Below are 16914 nucleotides of genomic sequence, written 5' to 3'. Positions count from 1 at the left end.
CTGGTGAACAGTGGTCTAGGATTTGGCTATACAAATCCGCTTCGACCACGAAAGAACTGACCCCCATGGCTCAATTGCCCACCGGTCCACTCCGTCGCCCACAGCAGCACGAGGAGATCGCCGATTACCTTCGCGACGAGATTTTCGCAGGCCACATCCCTGCAGGCGAATCGTTGCCAAGCGAGGTCGAGTTGTGTGAGCAGTTCAACACCTCCCGCGGACCGGTACGCCAGGCGGTAGCGACGCTGCGCGCGGAGGGCCTGCTCTCCTCGGGCCGCGGGCGTCGCTCCCTGGTGCTGTCCAATACCCGCACCGAGACGTTCGAGGAGATCCTGTCCACCACCTCGTGGCTGTACCGGATGGGCAAGAACCCGGGCGAGGTGGTCAACCGCCGCGGCATCAGCCAGGCCGACGAGACCCTCGCCGAGAAGATGCGCATCACTCCTGGCACAGACGTCTACGTGCTCGACCGGGTGCGCAGCGCCGACGACGAGCCGCTCGTGGCCGAAGTGATGTACTTCGACGCTTCGCTGACTGACGTGATTGAGACGGTGGACACCTCCGAGGATTCCATCCACCGCGAACTCATTCGCGCGGGCGCGGACTTTAACAACCTGTCGCGTTCCTTCACGGTGGAGCGCGCCGACGCGAAGCTGGCCCAGCAGCTCGGCATCGAAGAAGACGACCCGGTTGTTGTGGTTGCGCTGAAGGCCCTAACGCACAACGGTGACGTGCTCGAATACGCCGTGCACATCTTCCGCGCGGACAAAGTGTCCTTCGGATTGAACAATGTTCGGGGGCACTCGTCCCCCCTGTGGTTCCAGGTGGAATCCGACATCCACTAACCTCACAGCATGCTTTCAAGGACGCTGGTCGCAGCCACCGTTTCCCTTTCACTTGCGTTGGCTGCTTGCACCAATTCCGAGGCCCGCGATGAGGTGGTGGTTGCAGCTTCCGCAGCCCCTGCCGGCTTGGACTTCACAACAACTGGCGGTGCCGCCGCACCCCAAGCGCTCGTCGGCAATGTCTACGAAACGCTCGTGCGTATCGACGACAACGGCCAGCCCATCCCCCACCTCGCCTCCTCGTGGGACCGCGACGGCGACACATTCATCTTCCACCTACGCGACGACGTGACGTTCTCCAACGGCAAAGCGTTTACCGCCGAGGACGCCGCGTTCTCAATCGATTACGTGCAAAACGAGTGGACGAATGGGTTGAAGGCCCAGATGGCTCCGGTCGTCGATACGCACGTGCTCGACGAGCACACCTTGGCCGTCACCATCGAGGGTGACGCGGACGCGTGGCTGTGGTCCATGGCAACGCTGACCGGCGCGATGATGACCCCGGCGAGCATCGAGCGCCTGGCCACCGACCCGCTGGGAACCGGCCCATACACAGTGCAGCGCTTCGACATCGGCGAGAAGATCGTCTTCGAGGCACGCGAGGACTACTGGGACGGCTCCGTCGAGCGCAACGCCGTGATGCGTTACTTCGACGACCCGGTCTCCGCCGTCAACGCGCTGCGCGTGGGTGACGCGGACGTGGTGTGGGCGATGCAAGCCCCGCAATTGATCGAGACGCTGCCCGAGGACATCCGGGTGGAAGTGGGCACCACCAACGGCGAAGTGCTACTGAGCATGAACAACCAACGCGCCCCCTTCGACGACCCCGACATCCGCCGCGCGGTGGCGTACGCGATCGACCGCGACGCGATCAACGAGGTGGTCTACAACGGTCTGGCCACCGACACCGGCGGCGCCCCCGTCCCACCGACCGACCCATGGTTTACCGGGCACAACTACTACCCCTTCGACCCCGACAAGGCCCGCGAACTGCTCGCCGGGCGCACCCCGGAGGTCACCATCACGGTGCCCAACCTGCCGTACGCGCAGACCGCATCCGAGCTGCTCTTCTCGCAACTTCGCGACGTCGGCTTCAACATCAAACTGGAAACCGTCGAGTTCCCCGCCGTGTGGCTCAGCCAAGTGCACAAGGGCCACGACTACCAGTCCTCACTCATCGCCCACGTGGAGCCGCGCGACGCCGCCCAACTGTTCGGCAACCCGGACTACTACCTGGGCTACGACTCGCCTCAGGCTCAGCAACACTTCGCGGACGGCGACATCAAAGCCGCCATCGACCAAGTCATGGCCGACACGGCGTCGCTGACCCTGGTCAACGCGCCCAATATCGTGCTCTACGCCCCAGGCGTGAGTGGACTCAACCCCAACGTGGTCACTGACTCGCTACGGCTGAACGAGGTGACAAAATGATCCGCACCATCAGCAAACACCTGCTGCGCTTTGTGCTGCTGCTCGTCGCCGCCAGCCTGATCATCTTCACACTGCTGCGCGCAGTACCCGGCGACCCGGCTCGCATCGCACTCGGCGTGGCGGCAACCGAAGCCGACATCGCAGAATTGAACACCCGCCTCGGGCTCGACCGCTCGTTGCCGGCGCAGTATTTCGACTGGATCGGTGGCCTGATCACCGGCGACTTTGGGGTTTCGTTGTCTTCGGGCAAGGAAATCACCGAGTCCGTCATAGAGCGCGCCGGGGTGTCACTCACGCTGACGTTGCTGGCCATGGCGGTGTCGCTGCTCGTTGCGGTGCCGGCTGGTGTGTACATCGCGGGTCGACGCCGCTCCGCGGGCTCGGCGGTGGTCAGTGGCCTGTCGCAAGTGGGCATTATCGTCCCGTCGTTTCTTGTCGGTATTGCGCTGGTGGCGTTGTTTTCGGTGCGACTGGGCTGGTTGCCTGCCAATGGGTGGGGAACGCCTGCGCACGTGGTGCTGCCGGTGGCGGCGCTTTCGCTTGTGCAGGCGTCGATTCTGACCCGCTACATTGCGGCGTCGGTGCGTGAAGAGTTGGGTAAGGATTATGTGCGTACGGGGCGGTCGCAGGGGTCGTCGATACGCGCAGTGCTCTACTCGTCTGCCCTGCGCAACGCGGCACTGCCGGTGATCACGGTCGTGGGCGTGCAACTGGCGTCTTTGGTGGTTGGTGCGGTGGTCATCGAGCGCGTGTTCACGATCCCGGGGTTGGGCACAATGCTTCTCGACGCCGTAGGCAACCGCGACCTCACCACCGTCCAAACCGTGATGATGCTGGTCGTGGCCTTCACGCTGGTGGTCAACCTCATTGTGGATCTGACGTACACGGTGGTCGACCCGCGGATTCGGAGGCAAGCATGACAACACAACGCAAAATCGGCGGGCTGATCGTACTGGCCGTCGCGGCAGTTGCGCTGCTGTCGCTGGTGTGGACGCCGTTCGACCCGCTACAGGCCGACGTTCAGAACCGACTCCAGGGCACTTCGGCAGCGCACTGGATGGGCACCGACCAGTTCGGCCGCGACATCACCTCGCGCGTCATGGACGGCGCGCGCCTGACCCTGACCGTGGCTATCGGCGCCGTCGGTTTGTCGGCGCTCGTCGGTGTGCCGCTGGGCATTTGGGCCGGTATGCGCCGCGGTGCCTCCCGGTTTGTCATGGCCGGCGCCGACCTTCTGCTCGCCTTCCCCGCACTGCTGTTGGCCATCGTGTTCACCGCCGTGTTCGGTGCCTCGATTTGGATTGTTGTGCTGGCCATCGGCATCGCCGGCATCCCGGGATTCGTCCGCGTCGCCCGCGCCGGCACGCTGCAGGTGATGCAAAACGACTACATCCTGGCCGCGCGCATTGCCAAGGTGTCGGGCCCTGTGATCGCGTGGCGCCACGTCCTGCCGAATATCTGGCCGATCGTGCTCACACAGGTCTCCGTCGCCGTGGCCCTCGCCATTCTTGCGGAGGCTGGCCTGTCCTTCCTCGGCCTCGGCTCCCCCGCCCCGTACGCGTCGTGGGGCCGCATGCTGCAGGCCTCGCAGCCGTTCTTGGCCACCTCCCCGCACCTCGCACTGTGGCCGGGCCTGGCCATCGCGGTGACCGTGCTGGGATTTAACCTGCTCGGAGGCACCGATGATCGACGTTAAGCACCTCAGCATCGACGGCATTCTCCACGACATCACCTTCCACATCGCCCCCGGCGAGCGCGTGGGCATCATCGGTGAATCCGGCTCCGGCAAGTCCGTCACCGCCTTAAGCATCATGGGGCTGAGTGACCTGCCCGCGACCGGATCCATCACCGTCAACGGCACAGAGATGGTGGGCACCCGCGACCGCGTGCGCCGCCGAGTGCGCGGCAACACCGTCGCCATGGTGTTCCAAGAACCCATGACCGCACTCGACCCGCTGAAGAAGATCGGCCGGATCGTTGCCCGCGACCTGCTCCGAGACGTCGGCGTGGACCGCCCCGACGCCTACCCGCACGAACTCTCCGGCGGCCAGCGCCAGCGTGTGCTCATCGCGCTCGCGCTATCCCAGAACCCGGACGTGCTCATTTGCGACGAGCCCACCACCGCCCTCGACGCCATCGTCCAGTCCGACATCCTCGACCTGCTCGACCGCCTCGTCCGCGAGCGTGGCATGGGCCTGCTGTTCATCTCCCACGACCTGGCCGTGGTGCGCCGCATGACCGACCGGGTGCTGGTGTTTAAGGACGGGCGCATCGTCGCACCCGACTCCGACTACGCCAAAGCACTCGCCGCCGCAGCCGAGCCCGGCGCGCCCGCTGCCCCTGTCACGCTCGGCGAGCCGGTCGTCGAACTGGATGGTGTCTCGCTGCAGCGCGGCGCCACCATGGCGGTGGACAACGTCACCCTCACCGTCCGCGAGGGCGAGCGCCTGGCCATCGTGGGCGGCTCAGGCTCCGGCAAGACGTCGCTGCTCCACCTGATTGCGGGGCTGCGCCAGGCCACCTCCGGCACCGTGACGGTCGCAGGGGACGTGCAGATGGTGTTCCAGGACCCGTACTCCTCCCTTGACCCACGTATGGAGGTTGGGGCGTCGATTCGTGAGGCGGGCGTCGATAAGCAACGCTCCGACGAAATGCTCGAACGCGTCGGCCTCGCCGGCACAGGCCACCGCAAGCCCGCACAATTTTCCGGCGGGCAGCGCCAACGCATCTCTATTGCGCGCGCCGCGGCGCCTCGCCCGAGCATTTTGCTTGCCGACGAACCCGTGTCCGCCCTCGACGCCACCATCCAAGACCAAGTGCTTGACCTGCTTCGCGACACCATAGGCGCCAACACCCTCATCTTCGTCACCCATGACTTAAACGTCGCGCGTGAACTGTGCCCCACCGTTGCCGTGATGCAGTCAGGGCGCATCGTCGAGCAGGGGCCAACCGAGGAGATCTGGGCCAACCCACAGCACCCCTACACCCGAGAACTGCTCGCCGCCGTACTATAGGCACCCATGAGTGCCGCAAAAATCTGCGTGGTCGGATCCATCAACGCCGACCTCACCGTCAATGTTGACCGACACCCCACCCCAGGCGAAACGCTACTCGGCTCCGGCGGAGGCATCACCGCCGGCGGCAAGGGCGCGAACCAAGCCTGCGCCGCCGCACGCCTCGGCGCCCCCGTCGCACTGGTCGGCGCGGTAGGCACCGACTCGAACGCCATCCCGGCAACTGCACTGCTGCGCGAGGCGGGCGTCGACCTCACCCACGTCGAAGAAGTCACTGAGGTCACCGGTCTTGCCGTGATCACCGTCGCAGCCAACGGCGAAAACACCGTCCAGGTCGTCCCCGGCGCCAACGCACTGGTCGACGCCGACTTCGTCTCCCGCCACGCCGAACCCGTCGAAGCCGCCGAAGTTGTCCTGCTGCAAGGCGAAATCCCGGCCGACGGCTTCGCCCGCGCCGTCGAACTGGCAAAGGGTCGCGTGGTGATCAACCTCGCCCCCGTCGTCGACGTACCACGCGAGGCCCTGCTCGCCGCCGATCCCCTGATGGCCAACGAACACGAAGCGGGCCTGATCCTCGATCAGCTTGGTTACGATTCCACCGGCACCCCGGAGGACCTCGCACGCCGCCTGAAGGACGCGGGCTTCGCCTCCGTCGTGCTCACCCTCGGTGCAGCAGGTGCGCTCGTGGTTGAGGGCGACGCGCTGACCCACATCCCCTCCCCACAAGTCGAGGCCGTAGACACCGTCGGCGCCGGCGACTCCTTCGCAGGCGCGTTCTGTGCCCGCATCATCGAGGGCGACACGCTCGTCGAGGCCTCCACCTATGCGTGCCGCGTCGGCGCGTTCTCCGTCACCCGCCCCGGGGCACAACCGTCCTACCCGACCGCCGCCGACACCCTGCCTGGAGCGTAAACCCAAATGAGCCCTCAGATGATGCCGCGACGGTCGTCGTCGACAAGCAATAAACGCCCCATGCGCGTCCAACGCACACAAGGCGTCTACCCCGACGACATGCACCCCGGCCTCGTCCCGGGCATCAGCGTCGAAGAATCACGCCACAACTTCAGCCTGGACAAAGTCGTTTTCGGCGTGACCGCCGCAGCGATCCTTGCCTTCATCATCTGGGGCGTGACCTCCCCAGAACAGGTCGGCTCGAGCGCGTCAAGCGCACTGTCATGGGGCCTTCGCAACTTCGGCTGGCTCTTCAACATCGTGCTCGTCGCCTGCGTCATCATCATGGCAGTGCTGGCGTTCTCTCGCTTCGGCAACATCACACTGGGCAAAGACGACGAAGAACCCGAATACTCGTTCTTCTCCTGGGTCGCCATGATGTTCGCTGCAGGCATCGGCGTAGGCATCTTCTTCTTCGGCCCCTCCGAACCACTGACCATGTACCTCGACCCGCCACCGCTGACCGTCGAGGCCGAAACCGAAGAAGCACTGCACCGAGCAATCGCCCAAGCCAACTTCCACTGGGGCCTCTCCCCGTGGGCGCTCTACGCACTGGTCGGTGGCGCCATGGCCTACTCCTGCTACCGCCGCGGACGACCCACGCTTATGTCGTCGCTGTTTACCCCGGTGTTCAAGCGCTCCGGCCCTTTCGGCACCATCATCGACATCCTGGCGATCGTGGCCACCCTGTTCGGCACCGCGGCCACGCTGGGTATTTCTACCCTGCAGATCGGCGACGGCATCGCCATCATGCGCAGCGGCGACTCCGCCCCCATGGGCGTGCTGCTGACCGTCATGGGCGTGCTCACCATCGGCTTTGTTATCTCCGCCGTCTCTGGTGTGGGCAAAGGCATCCGCATCCTGTCGAATATCAACATCTCGTTGACGTCGGCGGCCATCCTGTTCATCTTCGCCACCGGGCCAACCCTGCTGCTGGTCAACCTGCTGCCGTCAGGCACCCTGGTCTACGCCGACCGCTTCTTCGACATGGCGTCGCGCTCCTTGTCCTGGGGTGAAGACACCCTCGACTTCCAGTCTGCCTGGACTGCCTTCTACTGGGCGTGGTGGATCGCCTGGGCACCGTTCGTCGGCATGTTCATCGCACGAATCTCCCGCGGACGCACTCTGCGCCAATTCGCGGTAGTGACCACGCTCGTCCCCACCGCCGTGCTCATCTGCGCGTTCACTATCTTCGGTGGCACCGCAATCACCTTCTCCCGCGAAGGCCGCGAAGACTTCGACGGCACCGCCACCCCGCAGCAAGTGCTCTTCAACATGTTCGGCGAAATGCCGCTGGCGGAAATCACCCAATACATCCTCATCGGCATCCTCGCGGTGTTCTTCATCACCTCCGCAGACTCCGCCTCCACGATCATGGGCTCCATGTCCTCTAAGGGCGACCCCGAACCGAACAAACTCGTGGTGGTGTTTTGGGGCCTGGCCATGATGGGCATCGCCGTCGTCATGCTGCTCTCCGGTGGCGAAGACGCCCTGTCCGGCCTGCAGTCGCTGACCATCCTGTCCGCAATGCCGTTCTCGGTGGTCATCCTGCTGCTGATGTACTCGTTTATCAAGGACCTCTCCACCGACCCCATGGCCATCCGCAATTCCTACGCCCGCAACGCGGTGAAATCCGCTGTCATCCGAGGCATCGAAGAATACGGCGACGACTTTGAAATCGTTGTCGAGCCCTCCGCAGCGGGCGAAGGCGCAGGTGCCGAGTTCGATTCCACGTCCAACGAATACACCGACTGGTACAGACGCACCGACGAAGAAGGCACCCCCGTCGGCTACGACTACGAAACCGGCGAATGGTCCGACGGCTACCAGGCCGAAGACGAAGACAGCACAACCGCCGAGAACGACGGCGCCGCCGAAGACAACCGCGGCTAGCTACTTCCCCGCCATGTCCAGCAGGCGGCCAAGCACCGCCTTGCCGTGGCGGCGCAGCCCGTCGTGCTGGAACTGGTCCGTCTCAAACACCTTCGCACCGATGACATCCGCAGTTTCCAGCGACAGCTCGCGCGGCACGTAGATGTCGTCGGTGTACACCGCCGCGTACGCATCGTGGCCCCCACCGAGCCCGCCATACAGGTTGTCCCAGTCATCCTTCTGCGCCAGCTGTTCTGCTGCCGCCTTGAACGGGCGTAGCTCCGGATCCTCGTCGAATTGGAACGGGAAGATGTGCTCGCCGGTGAGGTAGAACTCCTCGTCGTTAGGGCTGGCGTCCGGCGCGAACCCTGTAAGTTCGCGGGAGACCCGCTCCGCCGCCCAGTTCGTCGCCCCCGGCACCGTGCCGCCGTAGATCGACTCATGCACCGCCGCATACAGCGGCCCCCTGGCAAAACTCACGCGCTCCCCCACCGACGCCAAAAAGTCCGTGCGCAGCCTGCCGTTCGGGTGGAACGGCGCCTCAAACAACTGCGCCAGCGACGCGAACCCATCCTCGCGCCCCAACTCGATGCCGAGAGTGCGCAGGCGCCGCGCGCTCAGCCGCTCGCCGGTAGGCAGCAGTTCCTCCTCCGCCTCAAGGTGGCGGCACACCTCGCGGATCGTCCGCTCAGCCTCCGGGTACTGCTCGTTGAACTGCAGGTGGCGGTGCTTGAGCTTGGCAAAGGTCGCACGGTAGACGCTCTCTACGCCCTCGCTTATCGACGGCAACCCGCCCGTAAACAACGCCCTCCCCACACTCTCCGGGTGCACGGCCAAATAATGCGTCAGGCAGAACCCGCCAAAGGACTGGCCCAACACATCCCACTGCTTCAGCCCCATCTCCTCACGCAACGCTTCCGCGTCGGCGATGATGTCGCTGGCGCGAAGCTGGGTGAGCACGGTGTCGTCGATAAGCGAAGGCGTCGCGGAATCAACCCTGGTCGAGCGCCCCGTCCCCCGCTGATCCAACATGACCACCTGGTAGCCACGCTCGAGCGCAGTCTCCACCCACTCAAACCGCTCACGTGGCGCCGGAAACCCCGGCCCACCCTGCAGGAACAACAACGCCGGAGCGTCAGCCTCGCCGAAGACGCGGGCGAAAACGGAGAAGCCGCCACGGTTCAACACAATTTCACGCATACGGCGATTGTAGGAACCGGGGCGAGAGTTTCCACGTCAAATAGTTATGTACGACGGAATGAAGATCGAATTCCCACCAACCATCGTCAATGCGTCCCAGATGGAACGCGGACAAAACTACCTGCCTGTTAGCAAACAACGCTTCATCCACGAGCGCCACAGCCTGGAACAATGGGCAGTCCAACTCGCGGCACGACACCACCCGCACAACCAGAAATACGACGTGCCCGCAGCCGTGCGCGCCGTCGTCCACGCGTACGAACGCCCAGGCAGCGTGGTGTGCGGATTCTCCGCGCTCGCTCTCTACGGATTGCCGTATCTCGTTGAAGGCGCAGACACTACTCTGCGAGCACCCACACCCCAAAAACTCACCGCTTCCGCTATACGTCCCTCCGTCGCACGACTCCACGCCCCACACACAGAAACATGGACCCTCACCCACCGCGGTGTGCCCATCCGCGTTTCTCGACCATTACGTGCAACCGTGCAGGCTCTGCAACAAATTCGACGAGGCGAACACTCGTGGCAGACAGAGCCAATCCCCGGTGTGAGCCCAGAAATGGTCAAGGCTGTACAACTTGTCGACTGCGCCCGTCGACACCTCGGACTACAGGCGGAAGACATTCGCGCCAGCGCCCTTCGGCAAATCAATCAACGGTGGCTGTCTCGGGTGCTCGATCTGTCCCGTTCAACTGCCGATTCGCCGAAAGAAACCGAACTGCGGTTGCTCCTCCAGCCAGTGGTTCGCAACTACGGCCACACGCTCGTAGAGCAGTATCCGCTGACAGTGGGCGGCAAAGCCATTACGACCTTTGATTTTGCCATCCCCGAACTCAAGATCGGGATCATGTTCGACGGCCGACACCACTGGGAGTACGACCAACGACAGTTAGATACGTCCATCAACCTGACATCGATGCTTCATGGTTGGACGGTTCCCCGGGCGGGGTCGAAAACCATGCAGCAATGCGTCGAGGTCGTGGAGAAAACGATCCGGCAGGCGCGTCGGCGCTAGCGCGATGCAAGATGTTACAAGGCCCACGGTAGCGACCTGGGCAAAGTGTAAAACCACGCAGGCGGTACTGCGTGGTTTTACATCAAACTAGGGCGCCGAACTACTCCTCGTCGGTGGACAGCGCTGCCACGAACGCTTCCTGCGGCACGGTGACCGAACCGATGGACTTCATGCGCTTCTTACCGGCCTTCTGCTTCTCCAGCAGCTTGCGCTTACGGGAAATGTCGCCGCCGTAGCACTTCGACAGCACGTCCTTACGCAGGGCGCGGATGTTTTCACGGGCGATGATCTTCGAGCCGATCGCGGCCTGGACGGGCACCTCGAACTGCTGGCGTGGGATGAGCTCTTTGAGCTTCTTGGTCATCTTGTTGCCGTACCACTGGGCGGAGTCCTTGTGCACGATGGCGGAGAACGCATCCACAGGTTCGCCTTGGAGCAGGATGTCTACCTTGACCAGGTCGGCTTGCTGCTCGCCGGCTTCTTCGTAGTTGAGCGATGCGTAGCCCTTGGTGCGGGACTTCAGCATGTCGAAGAAGTCGAAGATGATCTCGCCGAGCGGCATGAGGTAGCGCAGCTCCACGCGGTCCTCGGAGAGGTATTCCATGTTCTTCATCTGGCCGCGCTTGGACTGGCACAGTTCCATGGTGGTGCCGACGAACTCCTGGGGCACGATGATCGTCATGTTCACGATCGGCTCGTACACCTCGGGGATTTTACCGCCGGGCCAGTCGGACGGGTTGTGCACCATTTGTTCGGTGCCGTCTTCGGCGATCACGCGGTAGGTGACCGACGGCGCGGTGGAGATGAGGTCCAGGTCGAATTCGCGCTCGAGGCGGGTGCGGGTGATCTCCATGTGGAGCAGGCCCAAGAAACCGCAGCGGAAACCGAAGCCGAGGGCGACGGAGGTTTCGGGCTCCCAGGTGAGGGAGGCGTCGTTCAGCTGCAGCTTCTCCAGCGATTCGCGCAAGGCCGGGAAGTCCTCCTGGGAGACTGGGAACAGGCCCGAGTACACCATCGGCTTCACTTCCTCAAAACCTTCTAAAGGTTGCGAAGCACCCTTGGAAGCCCAGGTGACGGTGTCACCGACGCGGGTCTCGCGCACGTCCTTCACGCCGGTGATCACGTAGCCGACCTCGCCCGGGCCAAGCCCCTTGGTCTTCTTCATCGTGGGTGAGACCACGCCGATTTCTAGGATCTCGAGCGTGGTGCCGGTGTTCATCATCTGCACCTTCTGGTTCGGCTCGAGGCGGCCGTCCATCATGCGCACATAGGTGACAACGCCGCGGTAGGTGTCGTAGACGGAGTCGAAAATCAGGGCGCGGGCCGGCGCCTCTGCGCCGTGCTCGGACTCCGGAGCCGGGATCAGCTCAACGACGCGGTCGAGCAGTTCCGGCACGCCCTCGCCCGTCTTGCCGGACACGCGCAGCACGTCTTCCGGTTCGCAGCCGATGATGTTGGCGATCTCGAGTGCGTACTTTTCCGGGTCGGCTGCCGGCAGGTCGATCTTGTTCAGGACCGGGATGATTTCCAGGTCGTTGTCGATGGCCATGTAGAGATTGGCCAGGGTTTGGGCTTCGATGCCTTGGGCTGCGTCGACAAGCAAAATTGCGCCCTCGCACGCGTCGAGGGAGCGGGCGACCTCGTAGGAAAAGTCCACGTGGCCTGGGGTGTCGATCATCTGCAACACCATCTCTTCACCCGCGTGCGCGCCGGTCTTGGGCACCCACGGCAAGCGAACGTTTTGGGCCTTGATGGTGATGCCGCGTTCGCGCTCGATGTCCATGTTGTCGAGGTACTGGTCGCGCATCTCACGCTCGTCCACCACGTTGGACAGCTGCAAAATGCGGTCTGCCAGCGTGGACTTACCATGGTCGATGTGGGCGATAATGCAGAAGTTACGGATGCGGGCGGGGTCCGTGAACGTATTTTCCGCGAAGTTCGTCGATTTGGCAGCCATAATTGCTTCATCTTACGTGTCGCGCGACGCGCTAACGTGTGGGCATGCCAACTGAGTTTCACAGAGCTGGTTTAACGCACCGATTGCGCGAGGCTGCGTGGTGGCGTCCGCTCGTCGAGTTCGTGGTGCTTGCTGTGTGCCTTGTGGCGTTCACGATGGCGATGGCGGTGCCGATCGGCCTTGCCGCTGGGTTCTACGGGCTGGGCGATCTTTTCGACGAAACCTCCTCCGACCCGCTTGCCTCCCTGGTGCAGGTGCTTTTTATTGCTGCCTGGTTGCCTGCGCCGTTTATCGCCGCGCGGGTACTCGGCCGCAAACCTGGTGCGCTCTCCAGCATCGAGGGGCACTTCCGCTGGGGCGTTGCTGGGCGCGCGTTCGTGGTGGTCGGCGCGATCTACGGGGCGCAGGTGCTTCTCGACGCCCTCCTGTTCGGGACCGGCGACCTTTCGCTGAGTCCTCGCGAATGGATGCTGCTCGCCGCCTTTGTCGTCGTCGTCCCGCTGCAGGCCGCGGCCGAGGAGTACGTCTTCCGCGCGAGCCTGCCGCAGATCCTCGGCCAGTGGATCTCACCTGGCTGGATTTGCTACGGACTGCCCGCCGCCGTGTTCGTGGCGTTGCACTTGTACAACTGGATCGGCCTGCTCGACATCGCCATTTTCGCCCTGTGCGCCGCACTGCTGACCTGGCGCACCCGCGGGGTGGAGGCGGCCGTAGTTTTGCACGCGGTGTCCAACACCATCGTGTTTTCCTACGGCACGCTGGGATTGACTGATCCAGGCGAAACAGAAATCACCCTGCCCCAAACGGCCGTCTCCGCGTTGCTCACCATCGGAACGACCGCGCTACTCATGTGGGTGCTGCGCGACGTAGGGAAACATTCGCAGCAAAAAGTGGTTGTTCCATCCCCCGCGAAGGCTTAGAGTGGCCAGTGACCATAAACCGGAGGTGAAACCGTGGCGTTTGAGCGCTTTAAGCGAAAGAGGAAACCCGTCCTCGACCACGGTTTTACGCTGTTTGGTGATCGACTGACATCCCAGATCCAGCAACGCCGTGGTCGTGCCCCGCAAGTCTCGGTGCGCCCCACCGACTCCGTGTGTCGCAGCATCTACTACGCCCCGGACATGGACGGCACCGCCGAACCAGGCGAGGTTGTCTGGGTCACCGTCCCTTCACATCCGCCGCGGCAGCGCTCGATCCTGATCGTGGGCCGCGAGCGCCACGACGTGCTGGGGTTGCTGATCTCCCCCGAGCGGGAACACGAAAACGATGAGCGGTGGTTTGAAATCGGGCCGGGCGATTGGGAATCCTCCGGCCAGCCATGCTGGGTGCGTTTGGATAAGACTCTGGTCGTGCCGGAATCAGATGTGGAACGTCGCGGCACCACCGTCCCGCCACGCCGCTTCCAGCGGGTGGCCAACACGCTGCGCGAACGCTTCAACTGGTCGTAACTCCAACAGTTTGGTTTGTGCAGTTCACACTGTTATTCTTTCGGGGTTGTTCGCATCCGGCGCTCAATAGGGTGTGCGGTGCTACGCGGACAGGACCTTGGGTTCGCGTTTGATACCCAAAGCACTGCACGCAATGCCCTGCCAGATGCCGCGACATGTACATGTTCGATTGAGAAACCAAGAGGTATTTCACGATGGCAAACATCAAGCAGCAGAAGAAGCGCGTTCTCACCAACGAGAAGCGTCGTCAGCGCAACAAGTCCTTCCGTTCCGCTACCCGCACGGAGATCCGTAAGTTCCGTGAGGCTGTGGAGTCCGGCGACAAGGCTGCCGCTGAGGCACAGCTGCGCGTTGCTTCCCGCAAGCTGGATAAGGCTGTGACCAAGGGCGTCTTCCACCGCAACTCTGCGGCGAACAAGAAGTCCAACATGGCTCGCGCCCTGAACAAGATGGACTAATTGCCGTTGTTCACAGGTTGATCCCGCCCAGGTTTATTCGGGGCGGGATTTACTTGTTTCTAACGCCGCGTGCGGCCCGACAAAAGAGGAACTTCCGTGAAAATTAAAAAGCGTGCGGTTGCGGCCGCGCTGACGTTTAGCCTGATGGCATCCCCTGCAATCGCTCCAGAGGCGAAGGCTGCAGACCCGTCCGTTTCGGCATCCGTGGATGCAGCTGAGCTCGTTTCGGCATTGTCGAAACTCCTTCCGATGAATAACCCGCAGGTCAAGCAGGCGCTTGGCGTGTTGACGTTGATCATCGCCGGTATTTTGGTAGCGGTGCCGATGGCGGAAGCGGGGTCGTCGATACGCAATGGCGCCGTGGGCGACAAGGCTCCGGGCAAGCACACGCGCCGCATCGTGGTGGATGGCACCTCGCGCTCCTACGATGTGGTCCTGCCGTCGAACTACTCCGAGGGCGTCGCCTACCCGGTGATTCTTGGTTTTGGTGGCTGGCAGCACACCGCGAGCCAGACGCGTGACTACCAGAAGTTCGAGACCGCAATCGACAACACGATTGTGATCTACGCGCAGGGTGTTGACAACGCGTGGGCTGGCGCGCCGTATGCCCGCACGTCGCTGAATGAGGACATCGCCTACACGCGCGCCATTATCGACGAAGCCGCGACCCAGTACGGCGCCGACCCGAACCGTGTCGTCGCAGCCGGCCTGTCCAACGGCGGCGGGTTTGCGGCCGCACTTGCCTGCCACGCCCCCGACACCGTCAAGGCGGTCGCCTCCGTCGCTGGTGCGTTTTACAACCCGACCGTGACCGGCTGTACCTCCGGATCGGTGCCCACGCTGATCATGCACGGCACCAACGACAACGTTGTGGGATACAACGGCGGTATCCGGCACGGTGCGTTCTACGAGTCGGTGGATAGCGTCATGCGCACCATGGCCTCGAAGAACAAGTGCTTGGGCACGACCACCCGTTCGCGCTCCGGCAACGTGACCACGTTTGAGGCGCAGGGCTGCGACGCGGCCACGCGCGTGGAGCGCATCGAGGGTGGCATCCACACCTGGTTCACCGACCCGAGCGCAACCGCCCACACGGTGCGCTTCCTCCTGCCCTACCTGTAAACGGCGAGCCGTTTACAGGGCGGTTAGAGCGCCAGCGCCCCGCGCACGATCAAGGTCAGGCCGACGATAACGAAGAACGCGCCTGCACCGATGTCGATGTAGGGGCCGGCGCTCAGGAACTTGCGCCGCACCCGCTGGGTAGAGATCACCTGGACGAAGACGGCGAACAGGACGAAGGAGCTCAGCCACAGCGCAAACGTCACGATGAGGGCGGTGCTCAGGCTGGGGCTGGGCGGCAGCAGTGGGGCGATCATGGCGGACAGCGCGATGACGATCTTGGGGTTGGCGAGGTTCGTTGCTAAGCCACGCATGTATGCAGAGCGCACCGTGCCGAGCCGCTGCTCCGCCTCTTCGAGGGTCATTGGTGGGTTGTGCCGATCCGCGAGACCACCACGAACGTTGCTCGCACCCATCGCGATCAGCACTGCACCACCCACCAGTTGGACGTAGGTCAGCGCGTCTGGGAACGCGTTGAGCAGCGCCGCAGCGCCAAAGACAGTGAGCGCGCACCACATGAGCACGCCAGTTTGGATGCCGATGGCGGTTGCCCACCCGTGGCGGCGCGAGCGCGTCGCTGTGCGGGTAATCAGCACCACGTCGGGACCTGGCGCGGCGGCACCGATGACGTTGAGGCCGATGATGACGGCGAGATCTCCCGGCGCGATCATACAAGCTCCGCGATGCGTCGCACGGCGTTTTCCAGGGCGAACTCGGCGTCGCCGCCTTGGCCTTTCACCTCTGCGTCGAGGTCAGCCACGATGATCACCGCTTCGGACACCGCTCGGCCAGACCAGTGGCGCGCCACCTGCATGGTTTTCTTGGCCACGTACGGGTGCATGCCTACGGTGCGTGCGATCTGGTCGGGGTTGCCGCGCACGCCGTAAAGTTTCGCGATGTCGCCGACTTTGTGGGCGAGCGCTGCGGCGATGGTGGCCGGTTTGACGCCCAGTTGAAGCGCCCGGCGCGTCGATGCGAGTGCGCGGTCGGCGCGGCCGGCGACCATTTGGTCGGCGATGTCAAAGCCTGCGACCTCCGCGACGCCAACGTAGTATTCGCGCACTGCGGCGACGGTGATTTCCCCGTCGGTGTCGGCGACAAGCTGGCTAACGGCGGAGGCGAGTTCGCGCAGGTCTGAGCCGACGGATTCCAAGAGTGCGGCAACCACATCGGGGGTAGGGCGCACGCCGTGGGAGCGGAACTCTTCGGTGACCCAGGTGCGACGTTGGCCGTCGTTAAGCGGATTGGCCTCGTGCACATCGGCGAGTTTTTTGAACTTGGGCACCAGCGATTTCTGCCGCCCACCACCGGTGTGCTGGATGATGATCACGATGCCGGGCGCAGGATCCACGCACGCTTTCAGCAGTACCTCGGTGGGTTCTTTGCCTGCGAGTTCTGCGTGTTTGACCAGTACGACGCGGTCTTCGGCGAACAGTGACGGGCTGGTTGCCATGGCGATTTCGCCTTCGGTGACGTCGCCTGCGCGCAGGGTGGTCACTTCGATGCCGTCGCCAGCGTCGGCAATGATCTTTTTTGTGGCACGCTCGGCGAGGAATTCGTCTTCGCCTAAGACAAGGTGCACGGGGTTGAGCATGACGACCATC

At 63.6% G+C, this 16914-nt stretch carries 16 protein-coding genes; 12 read left to right on the top strand and 4 right to left on the bottom strand.

What is annotated here, in order from left to right:
• Window positions 1–65 precede the first annotated feature (65 nt).
• From HMPREF3048_RS10290 to HMPREF3048_RS10260, 7 genes are read left to right on the top strand one after another with little or no spacing between them, the layout of a single operon-like run.
• Window positions 66–845, top strand: coding sequence for a GntR family transcriptional regulator (locus HMPREF3048_RS10290; RefSeq protein WP_070772094.1), 780 nt, complete (start codon window positions 66–68; stop codon window positions 843–845).
• A gap of 9 nt (window positions 846–854) precedes the next feature.
• A complete protein-coding gene (locus HMPREF3048_RS10285; RefSeq protein ID WP_083316868.1) occupies window positions 855–2276 on the top strand; it encodes an ABC transporter substrate-binding protein in 1422 nt (473 codons plus the stop codon).
• On the top strand, window positions 2273–3196 hold the full coding sequence (locus tag HMPREF3048_RS10280; protein WP_070772092.1) for an ABC transporter permease: 924 nt from the start codon (window positions 2273–2275) through the stop codon (window positions 3194–3196). Before HMPREF3048_RS10285 ends, HMPREF3048_RS10280 begins: the two co-directional genes overlap by 4 nt.
• Window positions 3193–3972 carry an ABC transporter permease gene (locus HMPREF3048_RS10275; protein WP_070772090.1) on the top strand — a complete coding sequence of 260 codons (780 nt, stop codon included), beginning with the start codon at window positions 3193–3195 and terminating at the stop codon, window positions 3970–3972. The genes HMPREF3048_RS10280 and HMPREF3048_RS10275 overlap by 4 nt, the downstream gene beginning before the upstream one ends.
• Window positions 3959–5290, top strand: a complete 1332-nt coding sequence (locus HMPREF3048_RS10270; RefSeq protein ID WP_070772089.1) for an ATP-binding cassette domain-containing protein — start codon at window positions 3959–3961, stop codon at window positions 5288–5290. The genes HMPREF3048_RS10275 and HMPREF3048_RS10270 overlap by 14 nt, the downstream gene beginning before the upstream one ends.
• Window positions 5291–5296: 6 nt before the next feature.
• Window positions 5297–6202 (top strand): ribokinase, encoded by a 906-nt coding sequence (locus tag HMPREF3048_RS10265; protein WP_070421329.1) that lies wholly within the window; start codon window positions 5297–5299, stop codon window positions 6200–6202.
• A gap of 21 nt (window positions 6203–6223) precedes the next feature.
• A complete protein-coding gene (locus tag HMPREF3048_RS10260; protein WP_083316874.1) occupies window positions 6224–8134 on the top strand; it encodes a BCCT family transporter in 1911 nt (636 codons plus the stop codon).
• On the opposite strand, the gene HMPREF3048_RS10255 is transcribed toward HMPREF3048_RS10260, so the two are convergent.
• Complete coding sequence (locus HMPREF3048_RS10255; protein ID WP_070772087.1) at window positions 8135–9313, bottom strand: alpha/beta fold hydrolase; 1179 nt, start codon at window positions 9311–9313, stop codon at window positions 8135–8137.
• A 58-nt stretch (window positions 9314–9371) separates the two neighbouring features.
• On the opposite strand from HMPREF3048_RS10255, the gene HMPREF3048_RS12185 reads away from it, so the two are divergent.
• Window positions 9372–10328, top strand: a complete 957-nt coding sequence (locus tag HMPREF3048_RS12185) for a hypothetical protein (RefSeq protein ID WP_141758909.1) — start codon at window positions 9372–9374, stop codon at window positions 10326–10328.
• Window positions 10329–10428: 100 nt separating this feature from the next.
• On the opposite strand, the gene lepA is transcribed toward HMPREF3048_RS12185, so the two are convergent.
• Complete coding sequence (gene lepA / locus HMPREF3048_RS10240) at window positions 10429–12285, bottom strand: translation elongation factor 4 (RefSeq protein WP_070484894.1); 1857 nt, start codon at window positions 12283–12285, stop codon at window positions 10429–10431.
• Between the two features lie 44 nt (window positions 12286–12329).
• Between lepA and HMPREF3048_RS10235 the strand changes: the two genes are divergently transcribed.
• The 4 genes from HMPREF3048_RS10235 to HMPREF3048_RS10220 all read left to right on the top strand — a co-directional run bounded on the left by HMPREF3048_RS10235 (window position 12330) and on the right by HMPREF3048_RS10220 (window position 15313).
• Window positions 12330–13205, top strand: a complete 876-nt coding sequence (locus tag HMPREF3048_RS10235; RefSeq protein WP_141758908.1) for a CPBP family intramembrane glutamic endopeptidase — start codon at window positions 12330–12332, stop codon at window positions 13203–13205.
• Between the two features lie 33 nt (window positions 13206–13238).
• Window positions 13239–13733 (top strand): type II toxin-antitoxin system PemK/MazF family toxin, encoded by a 495-nt coding sequence (locus HMPREF3048_RS10230; RefSeq protein ID WP_070421325.1) that lies wholly within the window; start codon window positions 13239–13241, stop codon window positions 13731–13733.
• A 194-nt stretch (window positions 13734–13927) separates the two neighbouring features.
• The gene (rpsT, locus tag HMPREF3048_RS10225) at window positions 13928–14191 is read left to right on the top strand and encodes a 30S ribosomal protein S20 (protein WP_070421324.1); all 264 of its coding nucleotides are present in this window, start codon (window positions 13928–13930) and stop codon (window positions 14189–14191) included.
• Between the two features lie 96 nt (window positions 14192–14287).
• The gene (locus tag HMPREF3048_RS10220) at window positions 14288–15313 is read left to right on the top strand and encodes a CE1 family esterase (protein ID WP_141758907.1); all 1026 of its coding nucleotides are present in this window, start codon (window positions 14288–14290) and stop codon (window positions 15311–15313) included.
• A gap of 23 nt (window positions 15314–15336) precedes the next feature.
• On the opposite strand, the gene HMPREF3048_RS10215 is transcribed toward HMPREF3048_RS10220, so the two are convergent.
• Both HMPREF3048_RS10215 and holA read right to left on the bottom strand, forming a co-directional pair.
• Complete coding sequence (locus HMPREF3048_RS10215) at window positions 15337–15981, bottom strand: LysE family translocator (RefSeq protein ID WP_070421323.1); 645 nt, start codon at window positions 15979–15981, stop codon at window positions 15337–15339.
• Window positions 15978–16913 (bottom strand): DNA polymerase III subunit delta, encoded by a 936-nt coding sequence (gene holA, locus HMPREF3048_RS10210; RefSeq protein WP_070614020.1) that lies wholly within the window; start codon window positions 16911–16913, stop codon window positions 15978–15980. The genes HMPREF3048_RS10215 and holA overlap by 4 nt, the downstream gene beginning before the upstream one ends.
• Between the last annotated feature and the right edge of the window lies 1 nt (window position 16914).

This window comes from Corynebacterium sp. HMSC075D04 (assembly GCF_001815635.1).
GTDB classification, from domain to species: Bacteria; Actinomycetota; Actinomycetes; order Mycobacteriales; family Mycobacteriaceae; genus Corynebacterium; species Corynebacterium coyleae.
The sequence above is the reverse complement of the archived record's forward strand: the minus strand, read 5'-3'. Positions and strand labels throughout refer to the sequence as shown.

Excerpts from the sequence above, each read along its gene's own strand:
- HMPREF3048_RS10290 (WP_070772094.1), top strand. The coding sequence starts at position 66 with ATGGCTCAATTGCCCACCGGTCCACTCCGTCGCCCACAGCAGCACGAG.
- HMPREF3048_RS10285 (WP_083316868.1), top strand. The coding sequence starts at position 855 with ATGCTTTCAAGGACGCTGGTCGCAGCCACCGTTTCCCTTTCACTTGCG.
- HMPREF3048_RS10280 (WP_070772092.1), top strand. The coding sequence starts at position 2,273 with ATGATCCGCACCATCAGCAAACACCTGCTGCGCTTTGTGCTGCTGCTC.
- HMPREF3048_RS10275 (WP_070772090.1), top strand. The coding sequence starts at position 3,193 with ATGACAACACAACGCAAAATCGGCGGGCTGATCGTACTGGCCGTCGCG.
- HMPREF3048_RS10270 (WP_070772089.1), top strand. The coding sequence starts at position 3,959 with ATGATCGACGTTAAGCACCTCAGCATCGACGGCATTCTCCACGACATC.
- HMPREF3048_RS10265 (WP_070421329.1), top strand. The coding sequence starts at position 5,297 with ATGAGTGCCGCAAAAATCTGCGTGGTCGGATCCATCAACGCCGACCTC.
- HMPREF3048_RS10260 (WP_083316874.1), top strand. The coding sequence starts at position 6,224 with ATGCCGCGACGGTCGTCGTCGACAAGCAATAAACGCCCCATGCGCGTC.
- HMPREF3048_RS10255 (WP_070772087.1), bottom strand. The coding sequence starts at position 9,313 with ATGCGTGAAATTGTGTTGAACCGTGGCGGCTTCTCCGTTTTCGCCCGC.
- HMPREF3048_RS12185 (WP_141758909.1), top strand. The coding sequence starts at position 9,372 with ATGAAGATCGAATTCCCACCAACCATCGTCAATGCGTCCCAGATGGAA.
- lepA (WP_070484894.1), bottom strand. The coding sequence starts at position 12,285 with ATGGCTGCCAAATCGACGAACTTCGCGGAAAATACGTTCACGGACCCC.
- HMPREF3048_RS10235 (WP_141758908.1), top strand. The coding sequence starts at position 12,330 with ATGCCAACTGAGTTTCACAGAGCTGGTTTAACGCACCGATTGCGCGAG.
- rpsT (WP_070421324.1), top strand. The coding sequence starts at position 13,928 with ATGGCAAACATCAAGCAGCAGAAGAAGCGCGTTCTCACCAACGAGAAG.
- HMPREF3048_RS10215 (WP_070421323.1), bottom strand. The coding sequence starts at position 15,981 with ATGATCGCGCCGGGAGATCTCGCCGTCATCATCGGCCTCAACGTCATC.
- holA (WP_070614020.1), bottom strand. The coding sequence starts at position 16,913 with ATGGTCGTCATGCTCAACCCCGTGCACCTTGTCTTAGGCGAAGACGAA.